This window comes from Paraburkholderia sp. SIMBA_027 (genome assembly GCF_046535315.1).
In the GTDB taxonomy this organism is placed as follows: Bacteria; Pseudomonadota; Gammaproteobacteria; order Burkholderiales; family Burkholderiaceae; genus Paraburkholderia; species Paraburkholderia tropica.
The window spans coordinates 228,059-243,566 of the sequence record NZ_JAWRWY010000013.1 but is presented as its reverse complement, the minus strand read 5'-3'; the positions used below and the strand labels follow the sequence as shown (position 1 = coordinate 243,566).

General features: G+C 66.3%; 14 protein-coding genes. 4 read left to right on the top strand and 10 right to left on the bottom strand.

The features are described 5' to 3' along the window. Nucleotides 1-75: 75 nt before the first annotated feature. Nucleotides 76-1,209: a class C beta-lactamase gene (ampC, locus tag SB764_RS25065; protein WP_410865338.1), complete on the bottom strand. Its 1,134-nt coding sequence runs from the start codon at nucleotides 1,207-1,209 to the stop codon at nucleotides 76-78. 179 nt (nucleotides 1,210-1,388) lie between these two features. Between ampC and SB764_RS25060 the strand changes: the two genes are divergently transcribed. Further along, complete coding sequence (locus SB764_RS25060) at nucleotides 1,389-2,258, top strand: LysR substrate-binding domain-containing protein (protein ID WP_410865336.1); 870 nt, start codon at nucleotides 1,389-1,391, stop codon at nucleotides 2,256-2,258. Between the two features lie 19 nt (nucleotides 2,259-2,277). On the opposite strand, the gene SB764_RS25055 is transcribed toward SB764_RS25060, so the two are convergent. The 3 genes from SB764_RS25055 to SB764_RS25045 form a co-directional block, all read right to left on the bottom strand. After that, nucleotides 2,278-3,048, bottom strand: a complete 771-nt coding sequence (locus tag SB764_RS25055) for an IclR family transcriptional regulator C-terminal domain-containing protein (RefSeq protein WP_410865334.1) — start codon at nucleotides 3,046-3,048, stop codon at nucleotides 2,278-2,280. A gap of 67 nt (nucleotides 3,049-3,115) precedes the next feature. Beyond that, nucleotides 3,116-4,435 (bottom strand): shikimate transporter, encoded by a 1,320-nt coding sequence (shiA, locus tag SB764_RS25050; RefSeq protein ID WP_065064945.1) that lies wholly within the window; start codon nucleotides 4,433-4,435, stop codon nucleotides 3,116-3,118. A gap of 149 nt (nucleotides 4,436-4,584) precedes the next feature. Next, entirely contained in the window at nucleotides 4,585-4,713 is a 129-nt protein-coding gene (locus tag SB764_RS25045) for a hypothetical protein (protein ID WP_260183678.1), read from the bottom strand. A gap of 30 nt (nucleotides 4,714-4,743) precedes the next feature. On the opposite strand from SB764_RS25045, the gene SB764_RS25040 reads away from it, so the two are divergent. Beyond that, a complete protein-coding gene (locus tag SB764_RS25040; RefSeq protein WP_065064946.1) occupies nucleotides 4,744-5,847 on the top strand; it encodes a 4-hydroxyphenylpyruvate dioxygenase family protein in 1,104 nt (367 codons plus the stop codon). Between the two features lie 86 nt (nucleotides 5,848-5,933). Here SB764_RS25040 and SB764_RS25035 read toward each other — a convergent pair whose 3' ends face one another. Further along, nucleotides 5,934-6,923, bottom strand: a complete 990-nt coding sequence (locus tag SB764_RS25035; protein ID WP_065064947.1) for a zinc-dependent alcohol dehydrogenase family protein — start codon at nucleotides 6,921-6,923, stop codon at nucleotides 5,934-5,936. 175 nt (nucleotides 6,924-7,098) lie between these two features. Next, on the bottom strand, nucleotides 7,099-8,010 hold the full coding sequence (locus tag SB764_RS25030; protein ID WP_065064948.1) for a LysR family transcriptional regulator: 912 nt from the start codon (nucleotides 8,008-8,010) through the stop codon (nucleotides 7,099-7,101). Between the two features lie 192 nt (nucleotides 8,011-8,202). On the opposite strand from SB764_RS25030, the gene SB764_RS25025 reads away from it, so the two are divergent. Together SB764_RS25025 and SB764_RS25020 are read left to right on the top strand one after the other, a co-directional pair. Then, nucleotides 8,203-9,261 carry a TraB/GumN family protein gene (locus SB764_RS25025; RefSeq protein WP_410865331.1) on the top strand — a complete coding sequence of 353 codons (1,059 nt, stop codon included), beginning with the start codon at nucleotides 8,203-8,205 and terminating at the stop codon, nucleotides 9,259-9,261. Between the two features lie 71 nt (nucleotides 9,262-9,332). After that, nucleotides 9,333-9,551, top strand: coding sequence for a hypothetical protein (locus SB764_RS25020; RefSeq protein ID WP_065064950.1), 219 nt, complete (start codon nucleotides 9,333-9,335; stop codon nucleotides 9,549-9,551). Between the two features lie 89 nt (nucleotides 9,552-9,640). Here the strand turns inward: SB764_RS25020 and SB764_RS25015 are convergent, their stop codons facing one another. The 4 genes from SB764_RS25015 to SB764_RS25000 form a co-directional block, all read right to left on the bottom strand. Further along, complete coding sequence (locus SB764_RS25015) at nucleotides 9,641-10,834, bottom strand: porin (protein ID WP_183039446.1); 1,194 nt, start codon at nucleotides 10,832-10,834, stop codon at nucleotides 9,641-9,643. A 191-nt stretch (nucleotides 10,835-11,025) separates the two neighbouring features. After that, nucleotides 11,026-12,408 carry a c-type cytochrome gene (locus SB764_RS25010; RefSeq protein ID WP_183039345.1) on the bottom strand — a complete coding sequence of 461 codons (1,383 nt, stop codon included), beginning with the start codon at nucleotides 12,406-12,408 and terminating at the stop codon, nucleotides 11,026-11,028. An 8-nt stretch (nucleotides 12,409-12,416) separates the two neighbouring features. Then, a complete protein-coding gene (locus tag SB764_RS25005) occupies nucleotides 12,417-14,192 on the bottom strand; it encodes a GMC family oxidoreductase (protein ID WP_065064951.1) in 1,776 nt (591 codons plus the stop codon). Further along, a complete protein-coding gene (locus SB764_RS25000) occupies nucleotides 14,192-14,932 on the bottom strand; it encodes a gluconate 2-dehydrogenase subunit 3 family protein (protein WP_065064952.1) in 741 nt (246 codons plus the stop codon). Before SB764_RS25000 ends, SB764_RS25005 begins: the two co-directional genes overlap by 1 nt. Between the last annotated feature and the right edge of the window lie 576 nt (nucleotides 14,933-15,508).

Sequence of the window (15,508 nt, the reverse complement as noted above, 5' to 3'; positions counted from 1 at the left end):
CCCGCGCCCGTTTCAGGCCGGGCCGCAGCCGCGCGCGCCGTCTCGCTGCGGCGCGCGCGAGAAAACCGCCTGATTTCAGGGCTTTTCTTTCGCGAGCGCCGTGAGGATCGCGTAGCCGGCGCGCACGCGCGCGTCGATCGGATAGGCCTTGTTGGCGAGAATCACCACGCCGATTTTCTGCGAGGGCACGAACGCCGTATAAGTCGAGAAGCCGTTGGTCGAACCGGTCTTGTTGATCAGCGCGTCGGTTTGCGGCGGCAACGGCGGCGTGATCGCGGTGGCGGGCATGCCCTTGCGCAGCATGTCGGGGCCGTTGCCGCTTTGCAGCGTGGCGAGCGTGACGGGCCACGGATACTGCTCCCACACGAGATCCTGCGTGATTGCGGCCGCCTTGTAATAGCCCGTGTGCGTGCACGCGAGCGCGCGTTGCCACGGCTCGGGCAGCGCGGTGAGACCCATGTTGGCGTCCAGATAGCGCACGAGATCGGGCGCGGTCGTGCGCATCCCGTAGGCTTCGTCGGCGAGCACGCCGGGATGCAGGCGCAGCGGCGTGTCGTGCGCATCGTAGCCTTGCGCGTAATCGGGCATGTGCGCGGCGGGCACGTCGAGCCACGTGTGCGTCATGCCGAACGCGGGCAGCAGACGCTGCTGCACGGCCTCGTGAAACGGCTCGCCCAGACTTTGCGCCGTGACCATGCCGAGCAGGCCGATGCCGAGATTCGAATAGACGCGCTGCGTGCCCACGGGCTGCGCGGGCTGCCAGCGGCGGTAGTAGGCGATGAGCTGCGCTTCGTTGGTGACGTCGTCGGGTTCGAACAGCGGCAGGCCGGACGTATGCGTGCCGAGATTCAGCGCGCTCACGCGATCGAACACGCTGCCGCGCAGCGCGCCGATATACCGGCTGGCGGGCGCGGCGAAGTCCAGCTTGCCTGCGCCCTGCGCGTAGCACGCGAGCGTGGCCGTGAACGTCTTGGTCAGCGAGCCGATTTCGAACAGCGTGTCGTCGCGCACGGGCGCGCCGCTGGCCCTGGAGGCTACGCCGTAGCGATAGAACGTGTGCTTGCCGTTCACGGTCACGCCGACGATCAGGCCCGGCACGCCGTATTGCGTCCGCACGGGCGCGATGGCGGCATCGACGGCGTCTTTCAGGCGGTCTTGCGCGTGGCCGGTGGTGGCCGTGGCAGCGGCGGCGGCCAGGCTCATCGACATCAGTAAAAGTTTTATCTTGATTTTCACGATCGAGGAGGGAGTTGGTCGGTAGAGCGCCCGACAGACGCCGCCGGGCAGCGGATCACACGCATTGCGCCGACGATTGTGGTGCGTTGCCCGCCGCCCGACAAGCGACGATAATTTGGCTGAGCCACAAGCCAAACTTATAGGTCGATACGATGCGTCCCAATTTACCGCTGCATGCGCTGCGCGCTTTCGAGGCGTCGGCGCGCCACCTGAGCTTCACGCGCGCGGGCCTCGAACTCAAGGTCACGCAGGCCGCGGTAAGCCAGCAGGTGCGCATGCTCGAAGAGTGGCTCGGCGTGCCGCTGTTCCGGCGCCTGCCGCGCGGGCTCGGCATGACCGACGAGGCGCGCGCGCTGCTGCCCGTGCTGAGCGACGCGTTCGGCCGCATCGAAACCGTGCTCAAGCAGTTCGAGGGCGGACGTCTGCACGAAGTGCTCACGGTGGGCGTGGTCGGGACGTTTGCGATCGGCTGGTTGATGCCGCGTTTGAAGTCGTTTCGCGAGGCGCATCCGTTCGTCGAATTGCGGCTGCTGACGAACAACAATCTCGTCGATCTGGCGGGCGAGGGGCTGGATTTCGCGATTCGTTTCGGCGACGGCAAGTGGCCCGCGACCGACAACACGCGCCTCTTCGACGCGCCGCACGCGGTGCTGTGCGCGCCGGAGATCGCGCGGCGGCTGACGTCGCCGGCCGATCTGGCGAAGGAGACGCTGTTGCGCTCCTATCGCCCCGACGAATGGCTGGACTGGTTCGCGGCCGCCGGTATCGGGGCGTGGGCCGTGAGCGGGCCGATTTTCGATTCGTCGCGGCTGATGGCTGAGGCGGCGATGCAGGGCGCGGGCGTCGCGCTCGCGCCCGCGTGCATGTTCGCGCGCGAGTTGCAGGCGGGCTTGCTGGTCAGGCCGTTCGAGGTGGAGGTGAGGCTCGGGAGTTACTGGCTCGCGGGGTTGAAGTCGCGCGAGATGACGCCGGCGATGAAGGCGTTTTGGGGGTGGATTGTGGGGGAGGCGCGGGCACACTGACGCCGTTCACCTTCCCGCTTCACAACACGTTCAACATCGCCAGCGCCGTCTCCTGCAGATGCGGCAGCACGCGCCGCACGGCCTCTTCGGGGCTTTCATTCCCGATCGACATATTGGTGCTCAACGCCGCCACCACATCGCCGTTGCGATTGCGCAGCGGCACGGCCACGCCGCGCACGCCGACCTGCAACTGCTGCTCGATCAGCGCATAACCGTCCACGCGCGCGCGCACGATCTTTTCGCGCAGACGCGACGCGCTCGTGATCGTGTGCGCCGTGAAGGGCGCGAGCTCCACGCCGTCGAGCCAGTTCGACACCGCCTCCTGATCCTCCTTGTGCGCGAGCAGCACGACGCCCGGCGAGATCAGCGGCGCGGGCACGCGCGCGCCGAGCACGAAGCCCGTCGTCATCACGCGCGAGACGCCGTTGCGCGCGATCACGACGAGAGCCCAGTCGTCGAGCACGCTCACATACGCGGACTCGTTGAGCGTCGCGCTCAATTGCTGCAGATACGGCTGCACGGTGCGCGGCAGGCGCGCCGAATCGAAATACGACCAGCCTACGCGCAGCACGCGCGGCGTGAGGCCGAACAGACGCCCGTCGGTGTAGACGTAGCCGAGCGATTCGAGCGTCAGCAGATAGCGCCGCGCGGCGGTGCGCGAGAGGCCGGTGCGTTCGCCGGCCTGGGTCGCGGTCATGCGCGCGTGCTGGTTGTCGAAGGCTTCGAGTATCGCGAGGCCTTTTTCGAGTCCGGCGATCCAGTCGCGCCGGGCGAGGGGGGTGGTTTTCATATCGGATGGCCGGAAGGCAAAAAAGCCGGGCATGCGCCCGGCCTCGTGACTGCCTCTGCGCTTGCGCTCAGTGCGCCTGCGCGGGCTTCATGCGCGCCGCCACGATCAGGGAAATCAGGCAGCCGACGGCGAGATACGCGGCCACCAGATGCCACGAGCCGCCGCCCACGCCCACCAGCGCCACGGCGATGAACGGCGTAAAGCCGCCGCCCACCACGCTCGCGAACTGGTAGCCCACGCCCGCGCCGCTGTAGCGGTATTCGGCGCCGAACAGTTCGGTGAACAGCGGCTGCTGCACGCTCACCACCATGTCGTGCGCGAGGTTCGCGAGCGCCACCGAGCAGATCACGATCCACACGATCGAGCGCGCTTCGAGTGCGAGGAAGAACGGCACCGCGCCGGCGAGGCCGATCGTCGCGCCGATCAGATAGACGCGGCGCAGGCCAACGCGGTCGGCGAGCCACGCGAAGCACGGAATCGTCACGCACGACAGCGCGCCGACGAACAGGCCGATGCCGAGGAACAGATCGCGCGAGAGGCCGAGGTTCGCGGTCGAATAGCTCAGGGCGAACGCGGTCACGATGTACATCGTGAAGAGTTCGGCCAGACGCAGCGCGACGATATAGACGAAGGCCTTCGGATGACGCGTCAGCGCTTCGAGCACCGGCATCTTGAGCTTGCGATGGCCGTGCTCGACCTTTTCGACGAATTCGCGCGACTCGTCCATGCTCGAACGCACCCACAGGCCGACCAGCACGAGCACCACGCTGAAGACGAACGGCAGACGCCAGCCCCAGGCGCGGAACGCCGTCTCGCCGAGCAGATGGCTCAGTAGCGCGACGATGCCGGTCGCGAGCACGAGGCCCACGCCGTAACCGACCTGCACGCCGCTGCTGTAGAACGCTTTCTTGTGCTTGGGCGCGCTTTCCACGGCCATCAGCGCCGCGCCGCCCCATTCGCCGCCCACCGCGAAGCCCTGAATGGCGCGCAGCAGCACGAGCAGTACGGGCGCCCACCAGCCGATCGTCGCGAAAGTGGGCAGCAGGCCGATGGCGACCGTCGAGAGGCCCATCAGCATGACGGTCAGCACGAGCATGCGCTTGCGCCCGAGGCGGTCGCCGTAGTGGCCGAACACCACGCCGCCGAGCGGGCGGAACAGGAAGCCCACGCCGAAGGTCGCGAACGCCGCGAGCGTGCCCATCTTGCCGATGTTGGGGAAAAATGCCGTGTTGAAGACCAGTGCGGCGACAATCCCATAGAGCAGAAAGTCGTACCAGTCGACGACGGCGCCGACGAAGCTGCCGATCGCGGCCTTGCGGGCCTGGCCGCTGGAACGGGCGGCAGGGGCGGGCTCGCTGGCGCCGGTGGTGTCGAGGGTCGGGGTCATGAGTGTCTCCAGAAACTGGCTTTTGATCTATGTCGCAAAACATGGCTGCGGGACTTGCCGCAGCGGTGAAACGGAGCATAGAGCCGCGCAGGCGGCTCGGCAATGTACGGAACGCGCAAAATGCGCGATTATCGCCCAAGCGCGTGCGTTTATCGAACGCTTTGCGGGTTAGCACCGAGAACGGGCAGCCCCGGAACGATGCCCGTCTTTGGCGCGATGAACGATTTGGTTAAAATTGGCGTGCACTGGCGGCGCGGTCTGTCGTCGCTGTCGTTCATGGTTTTTTGCTGGTATCAGGAGCCTTCCGCATGTCGTCCAACCCCATTTCCGGCGCGCCGGAGCAGGCCAATCCGCTCGGCATGGCCGGCATCGAGTTCGTCGAATTCGCGGCGCCCGATCCCGCCGCGCTCGGGCGGCGCTTCGAGCAGCTGGGGTTCAAGGCCATCGCGCGCCACATCAGCAAGGACGTGACGCTCTATCGCCAGGGCCAGATGAATTTCCTGCTGAACGCCGAGCCGGACTCGTTCGCCGCGCGCTACGCCGAGGAATACGGCATGGGCATCTGCGCGATCGGCGTGCGCGTGGACAGCGCGCGGCGCGCCTTCGAGCACGCGCTGCGTCTGGGCGCGTGGGCGTTCGAGGGCGAGCGCGTGGGCACGGGCGAGCTGAAGATCCCGGCCATTCAGGGTATCGGCGACTCGCATATCTATTTCGTCGACCGCTGGCGCGGCCGTGGCGGCCAGCGCGGCGGCGTCGGCGATATTTCGATTTTCGACATCGACTTCCGGCCGATCGACATCGCCACCGCCGAGGCCGATCTGGAGCACGGCGGCACCGGCCTGCAACGCGTCGATCACCTCACGCAGACGGTGGGCGCGGGCCGTATCGGCGAATGGCTCGACTTCTATCGCGAGCTGCTGCACTTCCGCGAGATTCACGAGATCAACGCGAACTGGCACGTCTCGCAGGAGTCGCGCGTGATGGTGTCGCCGGGCGGCGAGATCCGCATTCCCGTCTATGAGGAAGGCACGCGCCGCACGGAGCTGATGCACGACTATCTGCCCGATCATCCGGGCGAGGGCGTGCAGCATATCGCGCTCGCCAGCGACGACATCGTGCCTTGCGTCGACGCGCTGATGGCCAATGGCGTCGAATTCGTGGAGCCGCCGCCCGCGTACTACGATTCGGTCGATGCGCGCCTGCCCGGTCACGGCCTCGATATCGCGGCGCTGCGCAAGCGTCATATTCTGATCGACGGCGAAATCGGCGCGGACGGCGTGCCGCGTCTTTTCCTGCAGACCTTCGTGAAGCGTCGTCCCGGCGAGATTTTTTTCGAAGTGGTGCAGCGCCTGGGCCACCACGGTTTCGGCGAGGGCAATCTCGACGTGCTCGCGAAGGCGCGCACGGCTTGATGCCTGACATTGCACGCTGAAAAGAAAAACGCCCCGCTGAAACCGGGGCGTTTTTCATGCTGCGTTGGTCTTCGTGCCGGCGGGCTTTACACCGTCACGACGATCTTGCCGACCTGCGCGCCCGCCTCCATGTAGCGATGCGCTTCGACGATCTCGTCGAGCGTGAACGTGCGGTCGATCGCGGGCTTGAGCGCGCCCGAGGCGAGGCCTTCGGTAATGAAGCGTTTCGCGCGTTCGAGCTTCGCGGCGTCGGTGGTGATTTCGAACAGTTCGTAGCCGCGCACCGAGAGATGGCGCGAGAGCAGGTCCATCACCGGCACGCTCAGATCGCGCGTGTCGAGCGCGCCGTATTGCACGAACATGCCCTGTTTCGCGAGCGCGCGCAGTTGATGCGCCGCTTCCGGGCCGCCAACCGGATCGAAGGCCAACTGCGCGCCCGTGCCGCCCGTGAGCTCGCGCACCTGCTGCGTGAGCGCGTCGCCGCCGCCCGCGATCACGTGCTGTGCACCGGCTTCGAGCAGCGCCGCGCGCTTGCTGTCGCTGCGCGTGAGCGCGATCGGTACTGCGCCGACGCTATTGGCGATCTGGATCGCCGCCAGTCCCACGCTGCTGGACGCCGCGCCCACCAGCACCGCCTGGCCGCGTGCGAGGCCGCCGATCTCGATCAGCGCGCCCCAGGCCGTGGCGTACTGCATCCACGTGGCGGCCGCTTCCTCGAACGAGAGGCCGGCGGGGTTCTTCACCACGGCGCGCGCGGGTGCGTTCACGAGTTCGCCGTACATGCCGTAGTCGAGAAACGAAAACGCGGGGACGACGCTCACGGCGTCGCCGGGCGCGAAGTCCTGCACGCCCCTGCCCACGGCCTCGACCACGCCCGACGCTTCGTAGCCGAGCGCGGCCGGAAAGCGCGGCGCGTGCGTGTACTGGCCGCTGCGATACATGACTTCGGCGCGATTCAGGCCAATCGCCTTGACGCGGATCTGCACGTCCCCGGCCTTGGGCGCGGGCACGTCGATATCGTCGATCTGAAGCACCTCGGGGCCGCCGATACGGTGAAAGCGTACGATTCTGGACATTCTGGATTCCTCTTGAATTCGAACGGGGCGCACAGCATCGAGCACAGCCTCGCGGAGCGCGCCGGGTCCGAATACTGTATGCCGCGCGGCGGCGCGAATAAACGCGCGGGGCGATTACTCATTGTTATTGGATGAATAACAATGCGCGACACCGGTGAGGAACGCGCGCAGCACGTCAGCCCGGACACCGCTTGCCGATCAGCTCCGTGAGCCAGTCGACGAACACGCGCACCTTGCCCGGCAGATGCTCGCGATTCGGGTACATGACGGAAATCGGCTTGGGCACCTTCACGACGCCCGGCACCACTTCCACGAGTTGTCCCGCGTCGATATGCGGCTGCAACGCGGGACGCAGTGCGTGTATCAGCCCGAAGCCCGCGAGACCGCAGGCGAGCAGCGCTTCGGCATTGTCGGTGAGCAGGGCGCTCTCGAGCTTGAGCGCGACGTTCTTGCCACCACTGCGATACACCCAGTCCATCACGCGGCGATTGCGTCCGGTGAAGAAGTTCACGGCGCGATGCGCGCGCAGATCGTCGAGCGTGCGTGGCAGGCCGTGACGCGTGCAATAGGCGGGCGACGCGCAGGTCGCCATCGACACCGAGCCGATCTTGCGCGCGACCATGCTGGAGTCTTTCAGATCGCCGATACGCACCACGCAATCGATGCCTTCGCCGATCAGATCGACGGGCTGATCGCTCGCGCCCAGCACGATTTCGATCTGCGGATAGCGCTGCTGGAATTCGGGCAGTGCCGGAATGATGACGGCCTTGGCGAGCGCGACGGCCACGTTCAGGCGCAGCCGTCCTTTAGGCTGCGGACGCTGCTGCGAAAACTGCGCGAACGAGGCGAAGGTCTCGTTGACGCCCGCGAGCAACTGCACGCAGCGCTGATAGAACTCGTCGCCCTCGGCGGTCGTGCTCACGCGCCGCGTGCTGCGGTTCAGGAGCCGGATGCCGAGTTCGTCCTCCAGTTGCTGCACGGCTTTCGTGACGGCGGGGCGATGCAGTTGCAGCGCGTCGGCGGCTTGCGTGAAGCTGCCGCGCTCGACGATATTCACGTAGATCTGCATGGTTTGCAGACGATCCATGGGGCTTCCTCGGCGATCGGTTCAAGCGGTTCAAAGCGTTTCGGGGCGCACGCGGTTTCGCATGTGCGGCGGCGCACGGACGCGCGGCATCGCGTTCGCCTATGCTGCAACCGGGTCCTCCCACAAGCGGTGACGACAATGATAAACACTGACCGCATCGACGAGAGACGTCCGCGTGCACGGCGTAGGACCGTGCTGCGCGCGAGCGCGTGGCTGGGCTTCTGTCTGAATCTGCTACTGAGTTTGTGCGTGAGTTTGTGCGTGAGTTTGTGCGTGGGCGTGTCTGCGGATGCGCGGGCGCAGGACCGCACGCCGCGCGGCGCGCAAGAGGCCGCGCCGGGCTATCGTCCGCCTGTGTGGACCGCGAGCCTGCCCGGTCATCCGACCTTGCTGCTGCTGCCGACGATCCACGGCCTCGCGCACGACGATCCGCGCATCGACGCCGCGCTTGCCGCGCTGGCGGACGGCGTGCAGGCGGTCGTGCTCGAAACGAACGTGAACCCGACGCACGAGAACGTGCAGACGATCCTGCGCTACGGCCTCTATCCGGCCTCCGACAATCTCTCGAATCACATGCAGTCGATGAGCGCCGAAGCGCTCGCGCATTGCGCGCGCGACAGCGGCGCCGACATCAAGCTGTTCTTCCAGCACAAGCCGTGGTTCGCGGGCTTTCTCGTCGATGCGGTGCGGCTGCACGCGGACCGCTTCGAGTGGAAGAACGGCGCGACGCATCCGCATCTCGTGCCGACGGGCGAGTCGCTCGTGTTCGCGGGGATCGATTTGCGGCTCGAAACGATCGCGCAGCGCCGGCGCATTCCGCTGATCTATCTGGAGACGATGGAGCAGGGCATGAGCCTCTTCGACACCATGCCCGCCGCCGATCAGGACGCCTTCCTGCAAGGCGAGTGCGCGGGCCTGCATGGCGCGCGCCAGGGCGCGGCGTCGTATGCGCAATTCCAGCAGGCGTGGGTCGCGGGCGACGCCGCGCAACTGGAGCGGCTGGCGATGGCGCGCTACCCTGGCGAAAGCGACGCGCATTACGACTTCAGCCAGTATCTCTACGTGCGCGGCACCGATATTTTTGCGCAGACGCTCGCGCGCGACGGCTATTTCTACGGCAAGGGCCCGATTCTGGTCGCCGTGGGCGCGGGGCACTTCTTTGGTGCGCAGTCGCTGCTGCAACGGCTGCGCGACGCGGGTTACAACGTGAGCGGGCCGGCGCCCGCGCCCGGCGAAGTCGCGGCTCGCTGACGATTCGTAAACTTACCGATTCTTGCGAGGACTTCCCTAAACTTTCCCGTACATGCGCCGTTAGAGCAGGTATGAAAACGCCATTCTCGAAAACGGAAGCCCAGCTTCTGCTGTCGATCGCCCACGAACGCGCGGAGCACCGCGCGGCGGCGGCGGGCGTCGATCTCGAGTCGCCCGCGGGTTCCGCGATCTACGACACGGTGATCTATTCGACACTCTCCGAATTCGCGCCCGCGCTGACGATCGACGAATTCATCGGCCTGCTCGCCCGTCCCGAGGTCCTGCACTGAGACCGGTATCGCCAATGGCTGGATGAAAAAACGGCGCGCGGGTGAGAGCCCGCGCGCCGTTTTCTTATCGGCGAAATGATGAGCGACGCCTAGAACTTCTCGCGCAAACCCACGCTCACGATCGCCTGCGATTGCGCGTTCGACGAGTGGCCGTTGCCCTTGTCCGAGACCGAGGCGGTCGCGGCCACCGGACGGCCGAGCGCGTCGAGCGTCGTGCCCGAGGCGTGCTGATAACCGGCCAGCAGATACACCGTCGAGCGCTTCGAGAAGTCGTAGAGCGCGCCGACCGAGACGTTGTGGTACTGCGCGGCGTCGTCGAGATTGTCGACGTCGCTGCCGCGCGTGTAGCTGTAGCTCGCGAACAGATGCGTGTTCGGCTGCACGTTCCACATGCCGAACACGCCCGCGATATTGAACTTCGCCGTGCCCGAATAGAGCGAGTTCGCGCCCGCCTTGTACTGCACGTTGCTGTAGTTCACGCCCACCTGCACCGTGCTGAAATTCCACGTCGCGCCCGCGGCCACCACCTGCTGCGATTGCGCGCTCGCGAAGCCTTCGTTGATCGACGAGTTGAAGGTGCCGTCGTAGGTGCCTTGCCACTTGCCGTAAGTGGTGTCGTCGAGGCCGGTCTTGCTGTTGTCCGAGCGCTCGTAGCCCACGCCCACGCGCAGCGGGCCGTTCGCGTAGCCCGCGCCCACGCTCCACGTGTTCTTGCGCTTGAGGCTGCCCGCCTGGCCGCCGAAACCGTATAGCGCGCCGAACGTGAAGCCGTTGTAGTTCGCGCTCGTGTACTTGATCGAGTTGTCGACGCGCGTAGTCTGGTCGAGATCGTCGATATCGCCCGGATGCGCGCCGAAGCCGCCGATCTGGCTCACCGGCGCGACCGGCCCGACGAAGTCGTCGAGCGAGGTGTACTGGCGGCCCATCGTCAGCGAGCCGAAGTGCTGGTCGGCGAGGCCCACGAACGCCTGGCGGCCGAACAGGCGGCCGCTCTGGCCCGAGGTGCCGTTGCTGATGTCGAAGCCGTCTTCGAGCACGAAGATCGCCGAGAGGCCGTTGCCCAGATCCTCGCGGCCCTTGAGGCCCCAGCGGCTGCCGGAGAGGTTGCCGGTCGTCACGCCGACATTCGAATGGCCCTGATAGGCGCCGGTCTTGCCGACGCGCTCGTTGCTGCGGTAGGTGATGCCCGCGTCGGCGATGCCGTAGAGCGTGACGGAGCCCTGCGCGGCCGCGGTGCCCGCGAGCGTGAGCAGAACCGGAGCGCAGAGCAGGTGGTGTTTCATCATGTGTCGTCTCGGTGAAGAGTGGAGCGCCGCATCAAAGCGGTCTCGTTGTTATGCGCGCGCAGCCCGGCCGCCTCGATGACGAGGCAGCCGGCGTGCGGCGCTGGAAAAACGCGGATGGGAACTTCAGGACCTCAGGCGCGTGATATCGCGCGACGCCACGTGATTCGACGCGTGGCGTGTCGCGGATATCAGCGCTTGAGCGAGGCGCCCGGCGGCAGCTCGGGCGGCGTGACGTTCACGGTCTTGCGCAGCTTCGCGACGTCGTCGGCGCTGACCGGCGCGCCGGTATTGCCCCAACTGGTGCGCACGAAGGTGGCGACGTCGGCGACTTCCTGATCGGAGAGGCGCCAGCCGAACGGCGGCATCGTGAAGGTCGAGGGCGCCGTCTGCGTGCCTTCGAGCGCGGCGCCCGCGAGCAGCACGTGGATCAGCGACGTGGCGTCCTTGCCCTGCACGACGGGGTTGCCGCCGAGCGCCGGGAACACGCGCGTGTAGCCGCGTCCGTCGCTGCGGTGGCAGGCCATGCAGTTGTCGCGATAGACCGCCGCGCCGCGCGCGCTCGCATCGCCGCCTTGCAGCTTGCTCGCGGCGGTGGCGTCGTAGGCGTACGGCGTTTCCTTCGCGTCGTTCGAGGGCAGCGTCTTGAGATAACGCGCCATCGCGAGCAGATCGGCGTCGGTCATGTACTGCATGCTGTGCTGGACCACGTCGGTCATGCCGCCGAACGCCGCCGTGTGCAGATTGCGGCCGGTTTTCAGGAACTGGACGATGTCGTCCTCGCTCCACGCGCCGATGCCCGTACGCGGATTGCCGCGCAGGCTCGACGGCACCCAGCCGTCGATCGGGCCGCCGCCCGCGAGGAAGTCGTCGCCTTCGAGATCGGTCAGCGCGAGTTCCTGCATCGTGCGCGCGCGCGGCGTGTGGCATGCGCCGCAATGGCCGAGACCCTGCACGAGATATGCGCCGCGCGCGACGATCGCATCGTTGTAATGCGCGGCGTCGAACGGCGCGACCTTCGGCGCGAACATCGTGCGCCAGATGCCGAGCGGCCAGCGCATCGACAGCGGCCACGGAATGTCCACCGCGCGATTGGCGGCGTTCACCGGCGCGACGCCGTGCATGAAGTACGCGTAGAGCGCTTTCATGTCGTCGTCGGAGAGGCGCGCGTACGACGGGTAGGGCATCGCCGGATAGAGCGTGTCGCCGTTCGGGCGCACGCCCTCGCGCACGGCCTTGGCGAAGTCGTCGTAGGTCCACTTGCCGATGCCGCTGTTCGCGTCGGGCGTGATGTTGGTCGAGTAGATCGCGCCGATCGGCGTGTCGAACTTCAGGCCGCCCGCGAAGGGCTTGCCGCCTTGCGACGTGTGGCAGGCGATGCAGTCGCCGGCGCGCGCGAGGTACTCGCCGTGCGCGACGCGCGCGGCGTCGGACGACGCGGCTTGCGTCGACGGCGCCGCCGTGGCGGCGTGCGCAGCCGTGGCCGCGAACGTCATCGAAAACGTCACCGACAGCGCCGCGCATGCGGCCAGCGCGCCACGTGCGACGCCCGTGGGGAAAAGGGTCTTCTTCATGCGGGTCGTCACACGCTCACCAGAGGGCCGGGGTTCTTGAGGTACTGGCTGCGAATGGCCTTCGCGGACCAGTACGCCAGGGCGGCGACCATCCCCGTGGGGTTGTAGCCGATGCCTTGCGGGAACGCGGACGCGCCAATCACGAAAACGTTATGGACGTCCCAGCTCTGCAGATAGCGGTTCAGCGCGCTGGTGTTCGGGTCGGTGCCCATGATCGCGCCGCCCACGAGGTGGGTGGTCTGATAGCGGCGCGAATCGAAATGCGCGCCGAACTCGCGCGTGTAGACGTTGATGGCCTTCGGGCCCATCGCCTCGGCGATCTTCTTCATCTGGCCGGTCACGTACTGCGCCATCTTGACGTCGTTGTCCTTCCAGTCGAAGGTCATGCGCAGCAAGGGCTGGCCGTACGAGTCGCGATAGGTCGGATCGAGGTCGAGGAACACATCGCGATACGACATGTTCGAGCCGTGCGCGTCCATCGAAATGGTGTGCGCGTAGTGATCCTTCACGGCCTTCTTCCACTGCGAGCCCCAGTTCGGCGTGCCCGCGGGCGTGGCGATGCCGCTGATCGGCTTCACGCCCGCCTGGTTCACCCACAGCGGCGAGCCGCCGACGAAACCGAGCGGACCGTGGTCGAAGTTGTCGGCGTTGAAGTCGTCCACGGCCACGCCGTTGCCGCCCGCGCCGATGAACGGATTGGTCCACGTGTCCTTGTCGAAGAACGCCGTGATGGTCGAGAGATTCTGGTAGGCGAAATTGCGGCCCACGACGCCCGTGCCCGACACCGGGTCATACGGCTTGCCGATGCCCGAGAGCAGCATCAGATGGACGTTGTGATACTGGAACGCCGAGACGATCACGAGATCGGCGGGCTGGAACACTTCCTGGCCCGACGGATCGACGTAGGTCACGCCGGTCGCGCGCTTTTTCGTGTCGTCGAGTTCGACGCGCAACACATGGCACTTCGAGCGCAGTTCGAAGTGCTTTTCGAGCTTGAGCGCGGGCAGGATGTTCAGGTTCGGCGACGCCTTCGAGTACATGTAGCACGCGTAGCCGCTGCAGTAGCCGCAGAAGTTGCACGGGCCCATCTGCACGCCGTACGGGTTCGTGTACGGACCCGAGGTGTTGGCCGAGGGCAGCCGGTACGGATGCAGGCCGACCGACTTCGCGGCGTCCGAGAAGCGTTGCGCCGAGTACGTATTCAGTTGCGCGGGCAACGGAAAATTGTCGCTGCGGCGCGCTTCGAACACATTGCCGTCGCCGACCACCTTGTCGCCGACCTTGTAGGCCTGGCCCGAGGTGCCGAACACTTTTTCGGCGAAGTCGAAATGCGGCTCCAGCTCGTCGTAGCTCACGCCGTAATCCTGGATCGTCATGCCTTCCGGGATGAACTTCTTGCCGTAGCGTTCTTCGTAATGGCTCTTCAGGCGCAGCTCTTCCGGCGTGATGCGAAAGTGCACGCCCGACCAGTGCAGGCCCGCGCCGCCCACGCCCTCGCCGGGCAGAAACGCGGCGAGCTGGCGGTAGGGCAGCGCCGTTTCGGCCGCGTTATGGCGGATCGAAACGGTGGTCTTCGAAAGGTCGAGAAAGAGCTTCTTGCGGATGTTGTACGTGAGCTCGTCGATGGTGTTCGGGTACGCGCCATCCGGATAGGTGTCGCGATACTCGCCGCGTTCGAGCGCGACCACGTTCAGGCCCGCTTCCGTGAGCTCTTTCGAGAGGATCGCGCCGGTCCAGCCGAAGCCGACCACGACCGCGTCCACATGAGGTTTCTTGATCGCCATTACGTGCGCTCCCCGTTGATCGATACCGGACCGTACGGGTAAGGCTGACCGTTCTGGTTCACGAAATCCATGAAGTCGGCGCGCGCGCCGGGAAAGCCGATCATCTTCCACGCGGCCATGTCCTTGTTGCCGCCGTGGATCGGATCGCAGAAGTAGCCTTCGCGCGTGTTCTGCAGCAACTGGCCGAAGAACACCTTCGCGGGCACCGAATCGAGTTCGACCTTGCCCGCTTCGAGATTCGCGAGCAGCGCGTCGCGCGTGTTCGCGTCGAGTGCGTCGAAATCCTTGCCGTATGCCTTGTTCGCGTACGCGTTCACCGCCGCGATGCCGAGGCGGTAAATGTCGCGCGGCACCAGCTTCATCTGATAGCCGAGTTCGGGCGCGCCTTGCTGGAACGGCCCCTGCATGTACCAGAGCGCGCCGTGCGCGTAAGGCGTGTCCATCTGACGGTCGATGAATTCGGGCACGCCCGCGTCGAGCGCGCCCGGACCTTCGGCGTCGGCGGGAATCAGGCGGTCGACCGCCGCTTGCACGAAGGCCCATTCACGGGCGTCGAAGTAGCGGGGCTTGTAAGGCGCGGCCTGGGCCTGGGTTTGTCCCGGCTGGCTGCCGCCTGATTGTTGCGCGTTGCCGGCGGACGACTGCGCGCCGCCTTCGCAGCCGGCGAGCGCCCCTGCGGGAACGAGCACTACCGCCGTGCGTAGGAATCCACGGCGAGACGTGAGAGGGGATTCGGACATTGTTCGATTCTGTATGAATTCGGCGCGATCTGATCTGACCGTGACCATCTGGGGAAGCCGGTTTCTGCTCGGCCGCCGCGGTAACCAATGGTAATTGGAACCGGTTCCATGATTGGCGGGGCATTTTACAATAATCCGTTGCGCTGGCTGTATCGGCCGTGGCAGGTCAAGTGGCGGGGTGTCGCAAGGCGGCGCGGCATGGCGTCCCGGATGGTTCGCGAAAGTCGTGCGGATTCAAGGGCTTGAGTTCGCCGCGCGGATTTCGGACGGGCGGCGTCCGAGCGCAATCGGCGACTTTCAAGACGGGCGCACGGCCGCGAAGGCTGTTGCTTTTTGGGGAATGTGCCGGGCGTTGGGTTGTCACTCGCGGACGGATTCGCTAACGCACGGGATCGCGCGGGATTGTGTACAACATGTAAAGGCGCGTGCCTGATCGTCCGATCAATCCCCGAAACAGCAGTGCGAACAACCGCCGCAAATCCCCGCCCAGCCGCGCCCACGCTGGTGTGGCCGACCGTCTCCGAACAAACCCTAACAAGTCCATCAAGTTGTTTGACAACTAGTCGGGGCGAGTGC